The organism is Amycolatopsis sp. NPDC104775 (assembly GCF_055583325.1).
Genome location: NZ_JBVJOE010000006.1, coordinates 42037 through 62485, shown reverse-complemented (window position 1 = coordinate 62485; position 20449 = coordinate 42037). Strand labels below are relative to the sequence as shown.

Sequence of the window (20449 nt, the reverse complement as noted above, 5' to 3'; positions counted from 1 at the left end):
CCCTTGACTGCCGATCTCTCCGAAACCCTCAGCGCCGACGAGCTGGCCTCGCTCCAGCTGGAGCGGCTGCAGTGGACCCTGCGGCACGCGTACGAGAACGTCCCGCTCTACCGCAAGAAGTTCGCCGAAGCGGGCGTGCACCCGGACGACTGCCGCGAACTGGGCGACCTGGCGAAGTTCCCCTTCACCACCAAGGCCGATCTGCGCGAGAGCTACCCGTTCGGCATGTTCGCCGTGCCGCAGGACCAGATCCGCCGGCTGCACGCGTCCAGCGGCACCACCGGAAAGCCGACCGTCGTCGGCTACACCGAGCAAGACCTGGACACCTGGGCCACGGTGATGGCGCGCTCGATCCACGCCGCGGGCGGGCGGCCGGGGCACAAGGTGCACGTGGCCTACGGTTACGGCCTGTTCACCGGCGGGCTCGGCGCGCACTACGGCGCGGAAAAGCTTGGCTGCACAGTGATTCCGGCGTCCGGTGGCATGACGGCCCGGCAGGTGCAGCTGATCACGGACTTCAAGCCGGAAATCATCATGATCACCCCGTCGTACATGCTGACGCTGCTCGACGAATTCGAACGCCAGGGCGTGGATCCGCGGGCCAGTTCGCTGAAGGTCGGCATTTTCGGCGCGGAGCCGTGGACCGAGCAGATGCGCAGCGAGATCGAAGAACGGTTCGACCTGGACGCGGTCGACATCTACGGCCTGTCCGAGGTGATGGGCCCCGGCGTCGCGCAGGAGTGCGCGGAGACCAAGGACGGCCTGCACATCTGGGAGGACCATTTCTTCCCCGAGGTGATCGACCCGTTCACCGAGCAGGTGCTGCCGGAAGGCGAACGCGGCGAACTGCTGTTCACGTCGCTGACCAAACAGGCGTTGCCGATCATCCGCTACCGCACCCGCGACCTGACCCGCCTGCTGCCCGGCACCGCGCGCCCCGCCTTCCGCCGGATGGAGAAGGTGACCGGCCGCAGCGACGACCTGATCATTCTGCGCGGCGTCAACGTTTTCCCCACGCAGATCGAGGAAATCGTGCTGCGCACCGAGGGGCTGAGCCCGCACTTCCAGCTGGTCCGCTCGACCCGCGGCCGCCTGGACCACCTCACCGTGCGCGTCGAAGCCCGCGCCGACACCACTGCCGAGGGCCGCTCTTCGGCGGCGGCAGCGGTGGCCGCCGGGGTGAAGGACGGCGTCGGCGTGAGCGTTTCGGTGGAGGTCGTGGACCCGGACACGCTCGAGCGCTCGCTCGGTAAAATGCGCCGCGTGCTGGACGAACGCTCGTGACCGCCCCCGCCCGCCGCGGCCGGCCCGGTTACGACCTGGAGTCGCTGCTCCAGGTCGCGGTCAAGCTTTTCAACGACCGCGGCTACGACGGGACCAGCATGGAGGACCTGTCGCGCAAGCTCGGCATCACGAAATCCGCGATCTACCACCACGTGCCGAGCAAGGAGGAACTGCTGCGGCTGGCGGTGGACCGGGCGCTGGACGGGCTGTTCGAGGTCGCGGAATCGACGGAGGCGCTGGACGGGCGCGCGATCGACCGCCTGGAGCATCTGGTGCGCGGAAGCGTGCTGGTGCTGGCGGATCGGCTGCCGTTCGTGACGTTGCTGCTGCGGGTGCGGGGCAATACGAAGGCCGAGCGGGCGGCGTTGGCGCGGCGGCGCGAGTTCGACCATCTGGTGACGGATCTGGTGAAGCAGGCCGAAACGGAGGGGGATGTCCGGCCGGACATCGACCCGGCGATCGCGGCGCGGTTGCTGTTCGGCACGGTGAACTCGCTGATCGAGTGGTACCGGCCGCGGCGGGGGTCGTCTCCGGAGGAACTGGCGGACGCGGTGTGCAAGATGGCGTTCGACGGGTTGCGCGCCTAGCCGCTCAGCGCCAGACAGCTTCGAAGTCAGTATCGGACTGCTGGATCGCCGTCAGAAAGTCGGCGGCGGCGAATGCCTCGCCGGGGGCCAGCGCGCCCGAGCCTCGGTATCGGCCGTCGAGAAGCCGAGCGGCTGCTTCGCCGAGGATCGGAGCGGTCGTGGCGTAGATGTCGCGCCCGGTCGCGGTGCCGCGGCGACGCTCGGTGCCAGAGCCGACCGTGACTTCGACGGCGAAGCGTTGTGGTGAGCGGCCGCGCTCGTCGGTCGCGTGCGGAGCCGGAGTGCTCGGGTCGTGGAGATCGTCGAGCGGGGCGGTGTTCAGCCAGGAGCGCAGTGTTCTCACCTTGAGATGCCGGTCGATGGTGACGACTTCGGAAAACGGAAGCTCCACAGTGGACTGTGCGCCGATCGGCTCCGGGAAGTCCCACTTGCTGTTCCGTGCCGGGTCGGGGAGCGGGACGAGAGCGCTGTCCCGGATCACCAGCCGGGTCGCGGTGTTGCGCGCGCCGGTGGCCCGGGTCCCCTCCGTGGGCCACCACCGGTCGAGTCCGATGGCGACCTCGACCTCGGTAGCGGACGTCTCGGGATCGAGCACCGCGGTGAGGAGCAGATCAGCGAGTCCGCCGTAGAACGCCATGGCGGGCACTACGGCTGTCCCGGCCGAGCGGGCGGGCGCGTCGAGTTCGCGGTAGAGCTGCTGGACGGCTGGCTGCTCAGCGGTGACGTCCAGGTAGTGGGTGCCGGTATCGACGGCTGCCGTCGCGAGCGGGAGCGCGGTGTCCAGGAACGGCCCGGCGCAGTTGATCACGACCGCGATGTCGTTCAGGAGCGCCCGCAAACCGGGGCCGTCCTCGATGCTCGCCTCGCGCCGGTCCAAATTGGCGAACCGCGGGAGACTGCGCCCCGCGACGACCGGCCGGATACCGCGTCGCAGCAACTCGTCGACCACGAACCTACCGGTGTGACCGCTCGCGCCGTAGACCAGAACACGCTGGGAATCTGCCATGACGCCGATTGTGGACGTGCTCCCGCGCCGCCGGTGAGTGTCTGAAAGGACGAGTTGCGTACAGTATCGGACATGCCCCGACTGGTGCTCGTCCTGCATGAGCACGCGATGCTGTACGAGGTCGCGATCGCGGCGGAAGTCTTCGGCGTCGACCGTTCGGACCTCTCCCCCGCTGGCACTTGGTACGACGTCGTCGTCGCTTGCTCGGACCGTTCGCCGCGGCACTGGCTGCCGCACCTGCCCGCGATCGGCGTCTCGGAAATCGGCGAAGCCGCCGCCGACCTGATCGTGGTCCCCTCCACGGATTCTCCCGGCGCGGAGATCGATCCGGCGCTCTCGACCGCGCTTCGAGAAGCACACGAGCGCGGGGTCCGGATCGCCGCCCTGTGCACCGGCTCGTTCGTCCTCGCCGCGGCGGGGTTGCTGGACGACCGGATCGCGACCACCCACTGGATGCACGCCGACGACCTGGCCCGCCGCTATCCGCGGGTGAAAGTGCGCTCCGACGTGCTCTACGTCGACGAGGACGACGTCCTCACCTCGGCGGGCAAGACGGCCGCCCTCGATCTGTGCCTGCACCTGGTGCGCCGGGATCTGGGCGCGGCGGTCGCCAACGATCTCGGCCGCAGGCTGGTCGTCCCGCCTCATCGGCACGGCGGCCAAGCGCAATTCGTGTCGCCGCCGCCTTCCCCCGAAGGTTCCGGCCTGGCCCGCACCGCGGAGTGGGCGCGGTCCCGGCTGGACCAGCCGCTCACGGTCGTCGACCTCGCCCGGCACGCCGGCCTCAGCTCACGGCAGTTAGCCCGCCGGATGCGTGCCGAATTCGGCTCCGCACCGCTGAACTGGCTGCATCAGCAGCGGCTCGCCCGGGCACAGGAACTCCTTGAACGCACCGATTCTTCCATCGACCAGATCGCCGCGAGCTGCGGAATGGGCAGCGCCGCCACCCTGCGCCGGCACTTCCGCGACGCGCTCGGTGTTTCGCCGTCCGAATACCGCGCGACGTTCCGGCTTGCCTAAGGCGCTTTCTCCGGAGAAGGAGCGGGCATGGTCACCACAAACCCCTTGCTCCGTCCCACATCGTCCAGCAGCCACCCCATCCGCTTGACCGTCCGCAGGATCAGCGCCGAATCCACCACCGACAGCGGGGCGAGATCCTGCTCCAGATGTTCCTGCATCCGCATCGATTCCTCGATCGACCGCATCCACGTGGTCACCAGAAGATTCGCCGGACCGGGCAGACTCGCCATCTGCCGCACAGTCGGATTGGCTCGCAACCGATCCACACACGTCGACACGTGCGCCACCGGCACCTGGCACCACCAGTTGACCACGATCGGCGACGGCGTCAGTCCTTGCGCGATCTCGCAGCGGAACGTCAAAGCATCGGCGTTCAGCAGATGTCCGAGCTGGCGGCGCACGGTCGACACCGGACGTCCGGTGATCCGGGCGAGGTCCGCGGCACTGCGTCTGCCGTCCTCACCCAAGGCGACGGTCAAAGGGGCGTAAGGCTCTTCCCACGGCTGCAGCTTGGCCAGCCGTCCGCCGCCGATCGACGGTAGTTGCGACAGTGCTTGCACGCGCCGCCGGTCCAGCGCACCTACGCGCCATGAACTGCCCTCGACGTGCAGCCGCGACGCCAGGTGGGAACGCGTGTTGAGCACGCCCGGCAGGCTGGGGATCGCGTCCAGCAGCAGGGCGGACAGGTCGCGCAAGCCGAGCCCGAACACCGTCAGCACCAGGCTGTATTCGCGGGAAGCTTCCTCGATGCTGGCCACCGAGGGCCACGTCGACAGCTCCCGGATCAGCTCGCGCACCTGCCCGCTCGCGCAGCGGATTTCCACGTACGCGGCTTGCACCTGATACAGCCCGGGCACGTGCGGATACGCCGTCACCCAGGCCGCTCCCCCGTCGCGCAGCCGCTCCCAGCGCCGCGCCAGCGTCACCGGAGAGGAATCGAGCGCCGCGGCGAGCTGGGTCCAGGTCGCGCGGGGACGCAGTTGCAGGGCATGGATGAGCGAAAAGTCTTCCTCCTCCAGCGAGTCGATCACGATTTCTTCTCCAACCGGCCGGTTCGCGAGCGAATCCGGCAACTCTAACTCGATATCGGGCGTGAGTTCGCACACTCGACCACCAAGACGCCGTTCCCCGACGAAGAGGAGCCGAGCAGGTGGACCTCCACGAAGACGCCCGCAGCCAGCAGGACGACCTGGCCCGGCTGCGCCGTGACCTGCACCGCGAGCCCGAGATCGGCCTCGACCTGCCGCGCACCCAGGAACGGGTCCTGCGCGAGCTCGACGGGCTCGGACTGGAGATCTCCACGGGGACCGAAACGACGTCGGTGACTGCGGTGCTTCGCGGCGAAGGCCCGGCCAAGGATTCGGCTCAGCCGCGCACGGTTCTGTTGCGGGCGGACATGGACGCGCTCCCGGTCCAGGAGGCGACCGGGCTCGATTTCGCCGCTACCAACGGCGCGATGCACGCGTGCGGCCACGATCTGCACACCACGTCACTGGTCGGTGCCGCCCGGTTGCTGCACACCCATCGCGACCGGCTCAACGGCGACGTTGTGCTGATGTTCCAGCCTGGCGAAGAAGGCTGGGACGGCGCGGGAGTGATGTTGAAGGAAGGCGTGCTCGACGCCGCCGGACGACGCGTTGACGCCGCGTACGGGCTGCACGTCTTCTCTTCGATGCTGCCCAGCGGCCAGTTCGCCAGCCGCCCCGGGACGCTGATGTCCGCCTCGCACAAGCTGCTCGTGACCGTGCACGGCGAAGGCGGTCACGGGTCGATGCCGCATCGCGCCAAGGACCCGATTTCCGCTGCGGCGGCAATGATCACCGCGCTGCAGACGATGATCACGCGCCGACTGGACATCTTCGACCCGGCTGTGCTCACCGTCGGCGTCATCCGAGGCGGCACCAAGCGCAACGTCATCCCCGCGACCGCCGAGTTCGAAGCCACCGTCCGCTGTTTCTCCGACGACACCGCCGCTTTGCTGGACACCACCATCCGCGAGACGATCGACGGCGTCGCGCGGGCGAACGGTGTCACCGCGGACGTCGTGTTCGAGAACGAATACCCAGTGACCGTAACGGATTTCGACGAAACCGCGTTCGGTGCCGAGGTCGTCCGCGAGACGATCGGCGAGCAGTACTACACCGAATTGCCCAACCCGGTCGCCGGTTCCGAGGACTTCTCCCGCGTGCTCGCCGCGGTGCCGGGCACGTTCCTCGGCCTCGGCGCGCTGATGCCGGGCCTCGAACCGCACACCGCGCCCAACAACCACAGCCCGTACGCCGATTTCGACCCGTCCGTGCTGTCCCGCGCCGCCACCGTTTACGCCGAACTCGCCGTCCGCCGTCTCGACCGTTTCGCCGAAGGAGCACTGCGATGACCTCTGTGGTCCCAGATCGTCGCCGCACCCTGTTCGGGCTCGGCGCCGGCAACGCGATGGAATGGTTCGACTGGAACGTCTACGCCACGTTCGCGTCGTTCTTCGCCGCGCAGTTCTTCAACGCCCACAGCGCGGTTTCGGCCTTGCTGAGCACACTGGCGGTGTTCGCGGTCGGGTTCGCCGCACGCCCGATCGGGGGCTGGGTGTTCGGCTGGATCGCCGACCGCAAGGGCCGTCAGCTGGCGATGGCGCTGACCGTCGCGATCGCCGCCGCGGGCAGCCTGGTCATCGGCCTTTCCCCGACGTACGGCCAAATCGGCGTGTGGGCGTCGGTGATTCTCGTGGTGGCGCGGCTGGCTCAGGGTCTCGCGCACGGCGGCGAACTGCCGTCCGCGCAGACCTACATCGCCGAGGTCGCCCCGCCGGCCCGCCGCGGATTGTGGTCGAGCCTGATCTACTTCTCCGGCACCTGCGGCGTGCTCGTCGGCACCCTGCTCGGCGCGGTCCTCTCCGGCGTGCTGAGCCACGAGCAAATGCTCTCCTTCGGCTGGCGGATCCCGTTCATCCTCGGCGGCGTTTTCGGGATCTACTCGCTCTACGTGCGGCTTCGCATGCGAGAGACCGAGGTGTTCCAGGCCGCGAAGAAGGACGCGGCCAAGGAGAAGGGCCAGATCTGGCAGACGATCAAGCAGAACCCGAAGCTGCTCGCGCAGGTCGTCGGGCTGACGGTGGGCGCGACAGTCATCTACTACATGTGGGCCGTGGCCGCACCGTCATACGCGATCACCGTGCGGGGTGTTCCCCCGACCGGCGCGCTGTGGGCGGGCGTGTTCGCGAACGTGGTCTTCCTGATCGCCTTGCCGTTGTGGGGCATGCTGTCCGACCGCATCGGCCGCAAACCGGTGCTGTTCATCGCGATCGCGGGCCTGCTCCTGCTGAGCTACCCGCTGAACGCGATGGTCGGCCGCGAGCCGTGGCAGCTGTTCGTGGCGATGTCGATCGCGCTGCTGTTCATGGCCGGGTTCTCCTCCATCGGCCCGGCGGTCTACGCGGAGATCTTCCCGACCCGCATCCGCGCGGTCGGCGTCGGCGTGCCGTACTCGATCGCGGTCGCGGCTTTCGGCGGCACGGCACCGTATTTGCAGACGTTGTTCGCCGGGAACGGGCATCCGTCGCTGTTCATCATCTACGGGATCGTGCTGATGGTGATCAGTGCGCTGGTCACGTTCACGCTTCCGGAAACCCGGGGCGTGGACCTGCGCGAGAAGACCGCGGTGGCCGACCGGGCGGTCACCGGGTCAGGAGCGTAAGGCTGGGTAGGGCTTCAGCGTGATGGCGTTCGCCGAGCGCTGGAGCCCGCCCAGCATCCGTTGCCTGCCCGGCAGATACGGCATCGCGCGCAGGAAGGCGTTGCGCAATCGGATGCCGTTCCGGGTGCGCGGAGCGAACCCGCTGGTCCCTCCGGGCGGGCGTTTCCGGTTCGCTGCCACGTAATTCCGCATTTCGTCGGCATAGCGGGCAAAAGCCGTTCGCGGGTCGTCCGCAGTGGACAACTCGCCGGCAAGGACGTAAGCGCCGACGAGCGCCAGGCTGGTTCCCATGCCGAGCGAACCGCCGAAGGCTGAATCGCCGAGCAGGACCGTGCGACCTCGGTGCCATTCGGCCAGCCGGACCTCCCCGGCGCGGGAGAAGTACAGGTCGTCCGGCAGCTGGTCCAGCAAGGCGGGAATTTCCCAGCCGGCGCCGGCGAACACCTCGGCGACGACCGCGGCTGGGTCTTCCCGCGGCGAAATCGGCTCTGGCGAAGTGAAACCGACCAGGACCCGGCATTCCCCGGAAGCGCCCAGCGGGTACAGCAGCACGACCCGGCCGCCGACGCCGTTGCCCGCGGGCAGGTTGTAGACGGTCTCCCAGCCATTCAGGTCGAGCCGCGTCCGGGCCGGGAAGTACCCGAGGTGATAGCCGAGGTCCCGGACGGATTCCGGGCCGAACACCAGCGTCCGCACGCCCGATCCGATGCCGTCCGCGCCGACCACGGCGTCGAACGTCCGCGCCGGGCCGCGGTCGAAGGTCGCGCGGATGCCGTCGGATTCCTCGGTCAGCGCGGTGATTTCGGTGCGGTACTCGATTTCGGCGGCCGCGGCGTCGTGCAGGATCCGGACGAGATCGCTGCGGAGGATTTCCAGCTCCGCGATCACCCCGCCGGAATCGCCGAACGCGTCCGCCGCCATCTCCGCCGCGCGACGGCCGCGTTCGTCGAGCCAGGCGATGCCGCGGGTGCCGGTGTGCGCGGCGCGGACTTCGTCCAGCAGCCCCATGCGAGCGACCGCCTCCCGGGCCGCCCCGCGGATGTCGACCGCTTGACCGCCTGGCCGCAACTCGGGAGCGCGTTCGACCAGCGTCGGGTGAAAACCGTACTGCCGCAGCCAGTACGCGAGGGAAAGTCCGGCGACGCCCGCGCCGGAGATCAGGACAGTGCGCATGTGTACACCGTACGAACGCTTCTCCCTCGGGGTACCTTTGTTCTAGTGCAGTTCTTCTGCCTGGGCATAAGAGCAGCAGAGCGCACTAGTGCACTGGAGGCATCCATGGACTCTGCGCCCTACCAGCGGATCGTCGCCGAAATCCGCGAGCGCATCACGAGCGGACGGCTGCGGCCAGGAGACCGCGCGCCGTCGACGCGGCAGATCACGCGAGAATGGGGCGTCGCGATGGCGACCGCGACGAAGGTCATCGCCGAACTGCGCGAGCAGGGTCTAGTCGACCCCCGGCCGGGCGCGGGCACTGTCGTGCGATCGGTCCGGCGGAAGCGGGAACCGGAGCTGAGCCGGGGCCGGATCGTCCGCGTCGCCATCGAAATCGCCGACGCGGACGGGCTGGCGGCGGTGTCGATGCGCCGGATCGCCACCGAACTCGGAGCGGCGACGATGTCGCTGTACCGGCACGTCGGCGACAAGGACGAACTGGTCCACTTGATGGCCGACGCTGTCGCCGGGGAAGCGATCCGCCGCGAGCCGCCGGTCCCGTGGCGGGCTTGCCTGGAATACACCGTCCGTCTCTTGTGGACGGTCTGCCGGCGTCATCCGTGGGTCGCCGAGGCGATGTCCATGACGCGGCCCCGGCCCACGCCGAACCTGATGCGGTACTCCGAGTGGGTGCTGGCCGCGCTGCGCCGGGCCGGGCTGCCCGCCGAAGACCTGCTTCTCGTCCACCTCAACCTGTTCGGCCACGTCCGCGGGCTGGCGCTCACCTGGCAGTCGGAAGCCTGGGCGCGCCAGGACACCGGCCTGGCCAACGACGAATGGCTCCACGGCCACGAGGCCGAGTTCCGCCGGATCGTCGCGACCGGCCGCTACCCCGCGCTCGACCACCTGACGACCCAGCAGACGCAGCACACCCTGGACCACACCTTCGAATACGGCCTGCGCCTGCTCCTGGACGGCGTCGAACGGCGGCTGGGAAAGCTGGCGTGAGCGAGTCAGCTGTCCGGCTGGGTCTCGCCGAGCTGCCACCACAGCGCCGTGCGCAGTTGTTCGATCAGCGTTTCGTCGTCCTCCTCGCTCGGCTCGGCTCCCAGCGGGATCCAGCTCTCCTCCACCAGTTCGCCGTCGGCGTAGCTGCTGATCAGTATCCCCGGATACGACACCGTCAGCTCGTCCTCCGGGCAGCCGGTCGCGCACGGCCGGTCGTCCATCCGGACGTGCCGGTAGTGCAACCGCACCCCGACCCACCGGCCGGGCGGCCGCGGCTGCTGGTCCGTGCCGTCCATCGCCCGCTCCCGCTCGCCCCAGGTCCCCCCGGCAGAAGGTCGCGGGCGGGGCGGCCGGAGTTACCGGCCGGTTGTTCCGGTTGGGTAACGGCATCCGGTGACAGCGCCTCCGGACGTGCCGTGGCGTGTTGACAACGACCTCGCCCGGCGGCGAGGCTGGCGCGGTGAACAGCGGATCCCGGCGCAGGCTGGACCCCGCGCAGCGCCGGGCCGAGATCCTCGCCGCCGCCCGGCGGTGCTTCGGCGCGGGCAGCTACTCGTCGGTGTCCACTTCGGACATCGCGGCCGCCGCGGGGGTGGCCCGGCCGCTGATCAACCACTACTTCGGCGGCAAACGCGAGCTGTACCTCGAAGTGGTGCGGCAGATGACGATCGTGCCCGCCCCGGTCGTCGACGCGCTGCCGGACGGCCCGCCCCGGCTGCGGCTGGAGGTCGGCATCGACCGGTGGATCGACGTCGTGGAACGCAACCGCGACGCCTGGCTCACCGTGATCGACGCGGCGCACGACCCGGAGGTCGAGCGGATCCTGCGCGAGGCCGACGAGATCGCCGCCGACCGCGTCCTCGCCGCCGCTCTGCTGCCCGCCGACGGACATCCGCAGCTGCGGGCGATGATCCGCGCGTACGGCGGGATGTTGCGTGCCGCGTCCCGGGAATGGCTGGTCCGCGGCACGCTGGAGCGAGCCGAACTGCGCGCGTTCCTGGTGGAGACGCTGGTGCAGCTGCTGGAAACCACCTACCCGGCGGTGGTGGCGCAGCAGACCTCCGGAGCGCGCAGCACCGGCTGAGCCGCTCCAGCGTGCCGACGAACAGCGTCGGGACCGCGCTTCGCTCGCGACGGGTCGCTCACCGGTTACGACGGGCGTACGCGGCAGGCGTCGTGCCAGTCCAGCGTTTGAACGCGTAGATGAAGCTCGACGCTTCGGCGTAGCCAAGGCGCAACGCGACATCGTCAACGGAAAGAACTCCGGTGTCGAGCATTTCCTCGGCGAGCGTCTGGCGGACTTCGTCGAGCAGCTGGCGGTAGCCGGTTCCTGCCTCGGTCAGCCGACGGCGCAGGGTCCGCGTGCTGAGCGTGAGCTGGCGGGCGATCTCGTCCATCCCGGCGTCCGCGCCGCCGAGCCGCACCAGCCGTTCCCGTACCAGCTGCGGGATTCCCGATCGCGTGCGGCGGCGGGTGACGAGAGCGTCACACTGCGCGGCGCACAGCGTGACGGTTTGCTCGTTGGCCTGCGGCAGCGGACGGTCCAGCAGTTCAGGGTCGAAGATCGCTTGGTGCTCGGCCGCACCGAAAACCGGGTCGATGCCGAACGCCGTCCGGTACGCGTCCACAAAGGACGATGACGGGAAGCGGAACTCCAGCCGTTCCAAGGAGATCTCCGGCAGAAGATCCCGCATGACCATGCAGATCGCGGACAGGTCGCGCAGCGCGAGAAACCGGGCGACGTCGGCGGGCACTCGCGAATCGTCCAGCACCAGGCGAAGTCCTCCGGCGTCCAGCTCGACGTGCGGAATGCAGAAGGTGAAGGACAGATCCAGGTAGCGAGAGGCGAACACCATCGCGTCGCGCATCGTCGGACTGCTGATGCAGGCGAAACCGAAGATGCCGAACGTCGTGACCCGGTACCGGCAGCCGAGGCTGAGCGCGACGTCGTCGCCCGAGCCGACCGTCGCCAGCAACGCGCGCACGACAGCCAACTCCTGCCGGGCGTCCAGCTGACGATCCGGCGCGCGCAATTCCTCGACAGGCACGCCGGGCAGCGAAACCCCGTGTTCCTCGGCGAAGCGGTGCATGAGCAGCACACTCGCCGTGCCGCGCGGATAATCCCAGTCGCGGATGGCGGGGGTGGCTAGCTCGGCCATGGCCGGAATTATGGATCAACCGGCCGCCCAGGTGCCGCGCGAGGGCGAAAACTGTCCGGGTTGCTCGTTAAGCTCCCGCCGTGCACGTTTCCCACCGCGTCCTCAACCGCGCGACCCTCGACCGGCAGCTGCTTCTCAACCCCGCCAAGATGCCGGTGCTCGACGCCGTCGAGCACCTCGCCGGCCTGCAAGCCCAAGCGCCGTTCCCGCCGTATTACGCGCTGTGGTGCCGGTTGGCGGAGTTCCAGCCGGACGATCTCGCGCGCCTGCTGCTCGACCGCAGCGTGGTGCGGATGGTCTTGATGCGCGGCACGGTGCACCTCGTCCCCGCCGCCGACGCGCTCGCGTGGCGGCCGCTGGTGCAGATCGTCATGGACCGCGCCCTGACCGCGGCCAACCAGCACCGGGAACCGCTGTCCAAGCTCGATCACGACGCCGTGGCGAAGACGACCCGAGAACTGCTGCGCGAACGGCCGTATTCGAGTGATCGGCTCGGCAAAGCGCTGGCCGAGCACTATCCGGAGACCCCGGCCGCGTCGCTGATGTTCCTGGTCCGCAACCTCCTGCCGCTCGTACAGATCCCGCCGCGCGGCGTGTGGGGCAAGGCCGGGCAGCCGACATACCAGGTCGCGGACCACTGGCTCGACGGTGTCAAACCGCCCGAACCGTCCGCGGCCGAGCTGGTCCGCCGCTATCTCGCCGCGTTCGGTCCGGCGACGGTGGCCGACGTGCAGACGTGGGCGGGCGTCACGAAGCTCGGCGAGGTGGTCGAGGAGATGGATCTGCGCACCTATCTCGATCCCGAAGGCCGCACGCTCTATGACCTGCCGGACGCCACGCTGCCGGACGAGGACACGCCCGCCCCGCCGCGGCTGCTGGGCCCGTTCGACCAGACTCTGCTGTCCTACGCCGACCGCACCCGGATGATCAGCGACGAGCACCGCAAACGCGTGATCACCATCAACGGCCTGGTCAAAGGCACTTTGCTGGTCGACGGCCGGGTCCGCGGGATCTGGGAGACCACGACCACGCGCGAGTCGGCGACACTGGTCCTCACACCATTCGAGCGTCTTGCGAAGCGGGACACCGCCGCGCTGGAGAGCGCCGGGCGGAAACTGCTCGCGTGGGCCGAGCCGGGCAAAACGCACGAGGTCCTTCTGGGCGAGCAGTAGCGCCCGCTGGCCGGAATTCTCGATCGAGTGGCCGTTCGTGCCTTCCGCACCCGCGGCCGCCTGCGTAGCTTCGGCCTATGGACGACACCCCGTCGGTGCTGATAGTGGGCACTGGATTCGGCGGAATCGGCGCCGCGATCGAGGTGAAGCGCGCCGGTTTCCCGAACATCACGATCCTGGAGCGGGCGGCCGAACCGGGCGGCGTGTGGCGCGAAAACACCTACCCCGGCGCGGCCTGCGACATCCCGTCGCCGTTGTACTCGTTCTCCTTCGAGCCCAACCCGGACTGGCCGAAGCGGTACGCGATGCAACCGGACATCCACGCCTATCTCAAGCGAGTGATCGCGAAGTACGGCATCGAACCGCACATCCGATACGGCCGCGAGGTCACGTCCGCGACCTACGACAACGGCCGCTGGCGGGTCGAGACCGCGCAGGGCGAAACGTTCGAGGCCGACGTCTTCGTGCCCGCCGTCGGCCAGTTGTCGCGGCCGGCCTGGCCGTCGATCCCGGGCCGCGAGAGCTTCGCCGGCGCGGCCTTCCACTCCGCGGAGTGGAATCACGACGTTCCGTTGGCGGGCAAGCGGATCGCGGTGATCGGCACCGGCGCGAGCGCGATCCAGTTCGTGCCGGAGATCCGCAAGGAAGCCGCGCACGTCACCGTCTTCCAGCGGACGCCGCCGTACATCATGGCCAAGAACGACGGCCGCTACAAAACCTGGCAGAAGCGGCTCTTCCGCCGCCTGCCAAAGACCCAGCTCTTCGGCCGCGCGCGAATCTTCCTGCTCGCCGAGTACGCGACCTACGGCATGACGCGACACCCGATCCTGACCAAGATCTTCGAGCTGCGCACCGCTCAGCTGCGCCGCCGCCATCTCAAAGACCGCACGCTGCGTCGCAAGGTCACGCCGGACTATCCGTTGGGCTGCAAGCGAATCCTGTTCACCAACGACTACCTGCCCGCGCTCGCCCAGCCGAACGTCTCGGTCGAAACCTCGTCGATCACGGAAATCACCCCGCGCGGCGTGCGCACCGCGGACGGCGTGGAGCACGAAGCGGACGTGCTGATCTACGGCACCGGCTTCAAAGCGACGGAATTCCTCGGCCCGATGAAGGTGTTCGGCCGCGACGGCCGCTCGCTGGAGGACGCGTGGCGCGGCGGCGCGCGGGCGTACCTCGGCCTGACGGTGCCGGGATTCCCGAACATGTTCTGCGTCTACGGCCCCAACACCAACCTCGGCGCGGGGTCGATCATCTACATGATCGAGCGGCAAGCCCGCTACCTCCGGCAGGCCGTCGAGCACCTCGCGCGGCCGGGCGTGGCGTCGCTTGAGGTGCGCGCCGAGGTCGAGGACCGCTACGACCGCGAGGTGCAAGCGCGGCTCTCGCACAGCGTCTGGAGCGGGTGCACCAGCTGGTACCGGCAGGAAAACGGCCGGGTGAGCACCAACTGGCCCGGGCTGGTCACCGAATACGACCGCCGGACCAGGGCACTCGACCCGGCCGACTACCTGGTGCGTTCGATCAGGGGAGGTTCTTCAAGCCCGCGCTGACCGTGTTGGCGAAGGAGTAGCCGTTCGACGCGTCCCAGTTGATGGACCAGGTCATCGCGCCGCGGAACTCCGGATACGTCGCCGGCGGCTTGAACGAAGCGCAGCCGGTGCCCTTGGCCATGCAGTTCATCGCCGACACCACGTTCGACGGCGACTGGTACCCGCCGCCCGCCGCCGAGCCCGAGGACGGCAGCCCGAACGCGACCTGGTCGGCTCGCAGGCCGCCCTGCAGCTGGATGCACGAGAGCGCGGTGAGGAAGTCGACGGTGCCCTGGGAGTAGACGTTCCCGTTGCAGCCGTTCATCGCGCCCGAGTTGTAGTACTGCATGTTGACGACGGTGAGGATGTCCTTGATGTTGAGCGCCAGCTGGAAGTAGCCGCCCTGGGTGGACTGCATGTCGATCGTCTGCGGCGCCATGGTGATCACCGAGCCGCCGCCGTCGTGGATGCTGCGCAGCGCCTGGCCCATGTAGGTGGCGTTGATGCCGTTCTCCAGGTCGATGTCGACGCCGTCGAAACCGTAGGTGGAGATCAGCTGCTTCACCGAGCTGGCGAAGTTGCTCGCCGACTGGCTGTCGCCGACGCTGATCGTGCCCTTCTCGCCGCCGACCGAGATGATCACCTTCTGGCCGCGCGCCTGCACGGTCTTGACGTCCGCGCGGAACTGCGCGTCGGTGTAGCCGCCGAGCTTCGACGACAGGGCCGGGTCGAGCGTGAAGCTCACCGCGCCGGGCGTGGTGGTGGCGTCGGCGAAGGCGATCGCGATGACGTTGTACGTCGTGGGCACGTCCGCGAGCTTGAGCGTCTTCGCGCCGTTGTCGAAGTTCTGCCAGTAGCCGGTGAGGATGTGCTTCGGCAGGTCGCCGTTGTGCGGCGGCGTGCTGGTCGTGGTGGTCGTCGTCGGCGGCGTGGTCGGAGTGGTGGGAGTCGTCGGTGTGGTCGGGGTCGTCGGCGTCGTGGGCTTCGTGGACGTCGTGGGCGGGGTGCCCGGGCCGTCGAGGTTGACGTCGTCGGCGAGGTAGGCGGGCTGGCCGTACCAGCCGTGCAGGTACACCGTGAGGCTCGTGGACGAGCCGGTGGTGAAGCTCAGGCTGAGCTGCTGCCAGCCGGTCGCGCCGGGCGTCCAGGTGTTCTGCGTGGCGGAACCGGAAACGCCGAGGTAGACGTAGCTGCCCTGGACCCACGCGGACAGCTTGTACGCGGTGTTGGGCTGCACGGTGACCTGCTGGGAGCACTGTCCGGTGTCGGAGCCCGAGGGCGCCGCGCTCAGCGAGTGGCTGCCGTCGTGCGCCTGGGTCGAGACGACGGACGCGGTTCCGGTGCAGGTCCAGCCGGAGAGCGAGCCGCTCTCGAAGCCGGGATTGGCGAGGATGTTCGCGGCCGACGCGCTGCCGGTGCCGAGGGCGAGCGTGACACCGAGCGCGAGCGCGACCGAGGCCAGCAGGGACACCAGGGCAGGCAGCCGCCGGGGGGACGGGTGTGGGGACACGGGCAGACCTCCGCACGACAGTGAGCCAGGTCACCTCAAAATGGACTAGACCAATACGGATGTCAAGGAACTTCCGGAGGTGCTTCGGCGGGCCATGCGCGGCGGGCCGGGCGGGCAGCGGCACAATGCAGGCTCGGAGCAACCCGAGACGAAGCAGGAGCCTGGTTTTGAGCGTGCAGTCGGTCGAGCAGCGGATCGCCGAAGAGCTGGGGGTGCGCGAAGGGCAGGTCAAGGCCGCCGTGACCCTCCTCGACGAGGGGTCCACGGTGCCGTTCATCGCCCGGTACCGCAAGGAAGTCACCGGAGAGCTGGACGACGCGCAACTGCGCACGCTCGAAGAGCGGCTGCGCTACCTGCGCGAGCTGGACGAGCGCCGCGCCGCGGTCCTGGAGTCCATCCGGAGCCAGGGCAAGCTGGACGAGGCGCTTGAGGCGCAGATCCTCGCCGCGGACACCAAGTCGCGGTTGGAGGACATCTACCTGCCCTACAAGCCGAAGCGGCGGACGAAGGCGCAGATCGCCCGCGAAGCCGGTCTGGAGCCGCTGGCCGACGGCCTGCTGAACGACCCGACGAAGGACCCGCAGGCGGCCGCCGCGGTGTTCGTCGACGCGGACAAGGGCGTCGCGGACGCCCAGGCCGCCCTCGACGGCGCGCGCGCCATCCTGGTCGAACGCTTCGCCGAGGACGCCGACCTGATCGGCGAACTGCGCGAGAAGATGTGGGCCGAGGGCCACCTGTCGTCGAAGGTCCGCGCCGGCAAGGAGACCGACGGGGCCAAGTTCTCCGACTACTTCGACTTCTCCGAGCCCTACACCAAGCTCCCCTCGCACCGGATCCTCGCGATGCTGCGCGGCGAGAAGGAAGAAATCCTCGACCTCACGATGGAGCCTTCCGAGCCGGTCGCCGAGGACGCCCCGCCGCGCGTCGGGCCCACCGAGTACGAGCAGCGCATCGCCGCCCGGTTCGGGATCAGCCAGCAGGACCGCCCGGCGGACAAGTGGCTCGGCGACACCGTGCGCTGGGCCTGGCGCACGAAGATCCTCCTGCACCTGGGCATCGACCTGCGGATGCGGCTGCGCCAGTCGGCCGAGGACGACGCCGTGCGCGTGTTCGCGGCCAACCTGCGCGACCTGCTGCTGGCCGCCCCGGCGGGCACCCGCGCGACGATGGGCCTCGACCCGGGCTTCCGCACCGGCGTGAAGGTGGCCGTGGTCGACGCGACCGGCAAGGTCGTCGACACCCACGTGATCTACCCGCACCAGCCGGCGAACAAATGGGACCAGTCGATCGCCGAACTGGCGGCGCTGGCCAAGAAGCACAACGTCGACCTGATCTCGATCGGCAACGGCACCGCCTCGCGCGAGACCGACAAGCTGGCGATCGAACTGATCAAGAAGCACCCGGAGCTCAAGCTCACCAAGGCCGTGGTGTCCGAGGCGGGCGCGTCGGTGTACTCGGCTTCGGCGTTCGCCTCGCAGGAACTGCCCGGCATGGACGTCTCGCTGCGCGGCGCGGTCTCGATCGCGCGGCGGCTGCAGGACCCGCTGGCCGAACTGGTGAAGATCGACCCGAAGTCGATCGGCGTCGGCCAGTACCAGCACGACCTGTCCGAGGTGTCGCTGTCGCGTTCGCTGGACGCGGTGGTCGAAGACTGCGTGAACGCGGTCGGCGTGGACGTGAACACGGCTTCCGCCCCACTGCTGACGCGGGTTTCGGGCATCACGACGTCGCTCGCGGAGAACATCGTGGCGCACCGCGACAGCAACGGCCCGTTCCGCAGCCGCACCGCGCTCAAGGAGGTCCCGCGGCTCGGCCCGAAGGCGTTCGAGCAGTGCGCGGGCTTCCTCCGCATCCCGGACGGCGACGACCCGCTCGACGCGTCCTCGGTGCACCCGGAGGCGTACCCGGTGGTGCGGCGGATCCTCGACCGCACCGGGACCGGAATCCGCGAGCTGATCGGCAATGCCCGGACCCTGCAGTCGTTGAAGCCCGCCGAGTTCGTCGACGAGACCTTCGGGCTCCCGACGGTCACCGACATCCTGGCCGAACTGGAGAAGCCGGGCCGCGACCCGCGTCCGGCGTTCAAGACCGCGACCTTCGCCGAGGGCGTCGAGAAGATCGGCGACCTCAAGCCGGGCATGCGCCTGGAGGGCGTGGTGACGAACGTGGCCGCGTTCGGCGCGTTCATCGACGTCGGCGTCCACCAGGACGGCCTCGCGCACGTTTCGGCGCTGTCGAAGAACTTCGTGAAGGACCCGCGCGACGTCGTGAAGCCGGGCGACATCGTGAAGGTGAAGGTGCTCGAGGTCGACGTGCCGCGCAAGCGGATCTCGCTGACGCTGCGGCTCGACGACGAGCCCGGCGCGGGCAACAACCGCGGCGGCGGCCGGGATCGCGGCCAGGGCGGCGGACAGGGTGGCGGCGGTCAGCGCCGGAACCAGCCGCAGCAGCGTGGTGGCGGCGGCCGGGACCGTCGTGACTCCGGAGGCGGCGGCGCGATGGCGGACGCTCTCCGGCGGGCCGGATTCGGCAAGTAAGGCAACGAAAAACGGCCTCCCGAACTGTTCGGGAGGCCGTTTTTCGCGGATATCAGGGGTTCATCTCGTAGGCGCCGGAAAGCTCGCGCACGATCGTCCACACGCGATCGAACCGGTCGGCGTCCACCACGGGCTTCCTCAGCCCGGCCAAAGCCAGCTCCTGCTGCTTCTCCGTGGAGCTCGACTTCCCGTGCAGCTCGACCGCCGCGACGCTGAAATCCTGCACAAGCACAGCGAACAGCTGGTCTAGCACATCGTCTGACACACCGGTCAGCTCAGCTTGCTCCAGGATCAGCTGGCCGTACACGACGAGCGTGAACAGCTCGGTCAGCGCGAGCCCGAAGTCCAGGTCCTTCTGCTGCGCCTCGTCCGGCGTCGCCTCGGAGAGCAGGCGCACCAGCACGGTGGCCTGTTCGGTGAACCGGGCGACGTTCGGCAGGTGCTTCGCGTTCTCGTACGCCGGTTTCCAGTCGTGGAACCGGATCTTCGACAATCCGCGCGCCGGGCCCTGGCGGAACAGGAAATCGTCGTCGGAAGCGTCGTCGCGGGTCGGCACCGCCGGGTATTCCTGCGGCGCGAACAGGTACGCGGGCATGAACTTCGCGATCAGCGCCAGGTTCACCGCGACCGTGCCCTCCAGCTTGGGCAGGCCGTCGATGTCGTTCTTGGCCATCGCGAGGTACGTGTCGGCCTCGAAACCCTTGGCCGCCACGACATCCGCGACCAGTCCGATCACCTTCTGCGCCTCGGTGGTGACCTTCATCTTGGTGATCGGGTTGTACAGCAGGTAGCGGCGGTCCTGCTGGTTCGCCGAGCGGAAGTAGTCGATCGCGCGGTCGGAGAACAGCTTCATCCCGGTCAGCCGCGCGTAGGCTTCGACGAACTCGCGCCGCACGTGCGGGAAATCGGTGACCGGGTTGCCGTACAGGATCCGGTTCTGCGCGTGCGTGATGGCCTCGTACAGCGAATGCGTCGCCATCCCGATGCCGCCGAAGCACAGGTTGAACTTGCCGATGTTGACCGTGTTCAGCGCGGCGCTGAACGCCTCCGGCCCAGTGTGCAGGATGTCCTCGGCACGCACCGGGTAGTCCTCGAGCCGGAACTCCGCGACATACATCTGCGACGGCACGATGTTCTTCACGACGTGGTAGTTCGGGTGCTCGGAATCGGCGTAGAAGAACACGTACTGCTCGGGTCCTTCGACGCCGTCGATCCGGCCGAACACCGAAACCGTGCGCGCGCAGTTCCCGTTGCCGATGTAGTACTTCGACCCGTTCGCCCGGTAGCCGCCCTCGCCGTCCGGGGTGAGCACGAGGTCGGACGAGTAGATGTCCGCGCCGTGCTCCTTTTCGGACAGTCCGAACGCGCCGACGCCGCCCTCGGCCAGAGCTTCCGCGGCGCGCTTGCGGGCGGCCGCGTTCCCGCTCTGCCACACCGGGCCGAGGCCGAGGACGGTGACCTGGAACGGGTACCAATAGTTGAGGCCATAGAAGCCGAGGATTTCCGCCAAGGCGGCGATCCGGCTGGTGTCCCAGCGCTTGTCCGGGTTCCCCGCCGAATCCGCGGCCGGGGTGAGGAACGTGGCGAACAGGCCTTCCTTGCCCGCGAACTCCAGGAAGTCGGCGTAGAACTCGCGGTCGTGATACGCCTGCGCGAGACGGCGTTTGCCGCGCGCTTCGAACCAGTCGATCGTCGCCCGCAGCAGCCGCCGGGTCTCCGGGTCGAACTTCCGGGCGTCGTACTCGCGCGGGTTCAGCAGCGCTGTCGCCGTTTCGCTCATCGCATCTCCAGG

At 68.9% G+C, this 20449-nt stretch carries 17 protein-coding genes; 10 read left to right on the top strand and 7 right to left on the bottom strand.

Annotated features, from left to right (window positions below):
• The first annotated feature begins 3 nt into the window (after positions 1 to 3).
• A complete protein-coding gene (gene paaK, locus ACZ63D_RS26440) occupies positions 4 to 1284 on the top strand; it encodes a phenylacetate--CoA ligase PaaK (protein WP_465357058.1) in 1281 nt (426 codons plus the stop codon).
• Positions 1281 to 1871 (top strand): TetR/AcrR family transcriptional regulator, encoded by a 591-nt coding sequence (locus ACZ63D_RS26435; RefSeq protein ID WP_465357057.1) that lies wholly within the window; start codon positions 1281 to 1283, stop codon positions 1869 to 1871. Before paaK ends, ACZ63D_RS26435 begins: the two co-directional genes overlap by 4 nt.
• Before the next feature lie 4 nt (positions 1872 to 1875).
• Here ACZ63D_RS26435 and ACZ63D_RS26430 read toward each other — a convergent pair whose 3' ends face one another.
• A complete protein-coding gene (locus ACZ63D_RS26430; protein ID WP_465357056.1) occupies positions 1876 to 2877 on the bottom strand; it encodes a saccharopine dehydrogenase family protein in 1002 nt (333 codons plus the stop codon).
• Between the two features lie 72 nt (positions 2878 to 2949).
• On the opposite strand from ACZ63D_RS26430, the gene ACZ63D_RS26425 reads away from it, so the two are divergent.
• The gene (locus ACZ63D_RS26425; protein WP_465357055.1) at positions 2950 to 3897 is read left to right on the top strand and encodes a GlxA family transcriptional regulator; all 948 of its coding nucleotides are present in this window, start codon (positions 2950 to 2952) and stop codon (positions 3895 to 3897) included.
• On the opposite strand, the gene ACZ63D_RS26420 is transcribed toward ACZ63D_RS26425, so the two are convergent.
• Positions 3894 to 4928: an Lrp/AsnC ligand binding domain-containing protein gene (locus ACZ63D_RS26420; RefSeq protein ID WP_465357054.1), complete on the bottom strand. Its 1035-nt coding sequence runs from the start codon at positions 4926 to 4928 to the stop codon at positions 3894 to 3896. The two genes, ACZ63D_RS26425 and ACZ63D_RS26420, sit on opposite strands and share 4 nt — an antisense overlap.
• A 119-nt stretch (positions 4929 to 5047) precedes the next feature.
• On the opposite strand from ACZ63D_RS26420, the gene ACZ63D_RS26415 reads away from it, so the two are divergent.
• Both ACZ63D_RS26415 and ACZ63D_RS26410 read left to right on the top strand, forming a co-directional pair.
• The gene (locus ACZ63D_RS26415) at positions 5048 to 6274 is read left to right on the top strand and encodes a M20 metallopeptidase family protein (protein ID WP_465357053.1); all 1227 of its coding nucleotides are present in this window, start codon (positions 5048 to 5050) and stop codon (positions 6272 to 6274) included.
• Positions 6271 to 7584: an MFS transporter gene (locus ACZ63D_RS26410; protein WP_465357052.1), complete on the top strand. Its 1314-nt coding sequence runs from the start codon at positions 6271 to 6273 to the stop codon at positions 7582 to 7584. The genes ACZ63D_RS26415 and ACZ63D_RS26410 overlap by 4 nt, the downstream gene beginning before the upstream one ends.
• On the opposite strand, the gene ACZ63D_RS26405 is transcribed toward ACZ63D_RS26410, so the two are convergent.
• Complete coding sequence (locus tag ACZ63D_RS26405) at positions 7573 to 8757, bottom strand: FAD-dependent monooxygenase (protein WP_465357051.1); 1185 nt, start codon at positions 8755 to 8757, stop codon at positions 7573 to 7575. The genes ACZ63D_RS26410 and ACZ63D_RS26405 overlap by 12 nt on opposite strands.
• A gap of 105 nt (positions 8758 to 8862) precedes the next feature.
• On the opposite strand from ACZ63D_RS26405, the gene ACZ63D_RS26400 reads away from it, so the two are divergent.
• Positions 8863 to 9747: a TetR/AcrR family transcriptional regulator C-terminal domain-containing protein gene (locus ACZ63D_RS26400; protein ID WP_465357050.1), complete on the top strand. Its 885-nt coding sequence runs from the start codon at positions 8863 to 8865 to the stop codon at positions 9745 to 9747.
• A gap of 5 nt (positions 9748 to 9752) precedes the next feature.
• On the opposite strand, the gene ACZ63D_RS26395 is transcribed toward ACZ63D_RS26400, so the two are convergent.
• A complete protein-coding gene (locus ACZ63D_RS26395; RefSeq protein ID WP_465357049.1) occupies positions 9753 to 10043 on the bottom strand; it encodes a hypothetical protein in 291 nt (96 codons plus the stop codon).
• A 125-nt stretch (positions 10044 to 10168) separates the two neighbouring features.
• Between ACZ63D_RS26395 and ACZ63D_RS26390 the strand changes: the two genes are divergently transcribed.
• Positions 10169 to 10831, top strand: coding sequence for a TetR/AcrR family transcriptional regulator (locus ACZ63D_RS26390; protein ID WP_465357048.1), 663 nt, complete (start codon positions 10169 to 10171; stop codon positions 10829 to 10831).
• Between the two features lie 58 nt (positions 10832 to 10889).
• Here the strand turns inward: ACZ63D_RS26390 and ACZ63D_RS26385 are convergent, their stop codons facing one another.
• A complete protein-coding gene (locus ACZ63D_RS26385) occupies positions 10890 to 11906 on the bottom strand; it encodes an AraC family transcriptional regulator (RefSeq protein WP_465357047.1) in 1017 nt (338 codons plus the stop codon).
• A gap of 80 nt (positions 11907 to 11986) precedes the next feature.
• Between ACZ63D_RS26385 and ACZ63D_RS26380 the strand changes: the two genes are divergently transcribed.
• Both ACZ63D_RS26380 and ACZ63D_RS26375 read left to right on the top strand, forming a co-directional pair.
• On the top strand, positions 11987 to 13078 hold the full coding sequence (locus ACZ63D_RS26380; RefSeq protein ID WP_465357046.1) for a winged helix DNA-binding domain-containing protein: 1092 nt from the start codon (positions 11987 to 11989) through the stop codon (positions 13076 to 13078).
• Positions 13079 to 13155: 77 nt separating this feature from the next.
• Complete coding sequence (locus ACZ63D_RS26375) at positions 13156 to 14631, top strand: flavin-containing monooxygenase (RefSeq protein WP_465357045.1); 1476 nt, start codon at positions 13156 to 13158, stop codon at positions 14629 to 14631.
• On the opposite strand, the gene ACZ63D_RS26370 is transcribed toward ACZ63D_RS26375, so the two are convergent.
• Positions 14603 to 16120 carry a chitinase gene (locus ACZ63D_RS26370; RefSeq protein ID WP_465357044.1) on the bottom strand — a complete coding sequence of 506 codons (1518 nt, stop codon included), beginning with the start codon at positions 16118 to 16120 and terminating at the stop codon, positions 14603 to 14605. The two genes, ACZ63D_RS26375 and ACZ63D_RS26370, sit on opposite strands and share 29 nt — an antisense overlap.
• Before the next feature lie 167 nt (positions 16121 to 16287).
• Here ACZ63D_RS26370 and ACZ63D_RS26365 point away from each other — a divergent pair, with 167 nt between their 5' ends.
• Complete coding sequence (locus tag ACZ63D_RS26365) at positions 16288 to 18657, top strand: Tex family protein (protein WP_465357043.1); 2370 nt, start codon at positions 16288 to 16290, stop codon at positions 18655 to 18657.
• A 52-nt stretch (positions 18658 to 18709) separates the two neighbouring features.
• Here ACZ63D_RS26365 and ACZ63D_RS26360 read toward each other — a convergent pair whose 3' ends face one another.
• Entirely contained in the window at positions 18710 to 20437 is a 1728-nt protein-coding gene (locus ACZ63D_RS26360) for an acyl-CoA dehydrogenase (protein WP_465357042.1), read from the bottom strand.
• Positions 20438 to 20449: the final 12 nt, after the last annotated feature.

Bases quoted from the DNA above. Each gene is read 5' to 3' on its own strand.
- ACZ63D_RS26410 (WP_465357052.1), top strand. From the start codon at position 6,271: ATGACCTCTGTGGTCCCAGATCGTCGCCGCACCCTGTTCGGGCTCGGC.
- ACZ63D_RS26405 (WP_465357051.1), bottom strand. From the start codon at position 8,757: ATGCGCACTGTCCTGATCTCCGGCGCGGGCGTCGCCGGACTTTCCCTC.
- ACZ63D_RS26385 (WP_465357047.1), bottom strand. From the start codon at position 11,906: ATGGCCGAGCTAGCCACCCCCGCCATCCGCGACTGGGATTATCCGCGC.
- ACZ63D_RS26360 (WP_465357042.1), bottom strand. From the start codon at position 20,437: ATGAGCGAAACGGCGACAGCGCTGCTGAACCCGCGCGAGTACGACGCC.
- ACZ63D_RS26375 (WP_465357045.1), top strand. From the start codon at position 13,156: ATGGACGACACCCCGTCGGTGCTGATAGTGGGCACTGGATTCGGCGGA.
- ACZ63D_RS26430 (WP_465357056.1), bottom strand. From the start codon at position 2,877: ATGGCAGATTCCCAGCGTGTTCTGGTCTACGGCGCGAGCGGTCACACC.
- ACZ63D_RS26395 (WP_465357049.1), bottom strand. From the start codon at position 10,043: ATGGACGGCACGGACCAGCAGCCGCGGCCGCCCGGCCGGTGGGTCGGG.
- ACZ63D_RS26425 (WP_465357055.1), top strand. From the start codon at position 2,950: ATGCCCCGACTGGTGCTCGTCCTGCATGAGCACGCGATGCTGTACGAG.
- ACZ63D_RS26400 (WP_465357050.1), top strand. From the start codon at position 8,863: ATGGACTCTGCGCCCTACCAGCGGATCGTCGCCGAAATCCGCGAGCGC.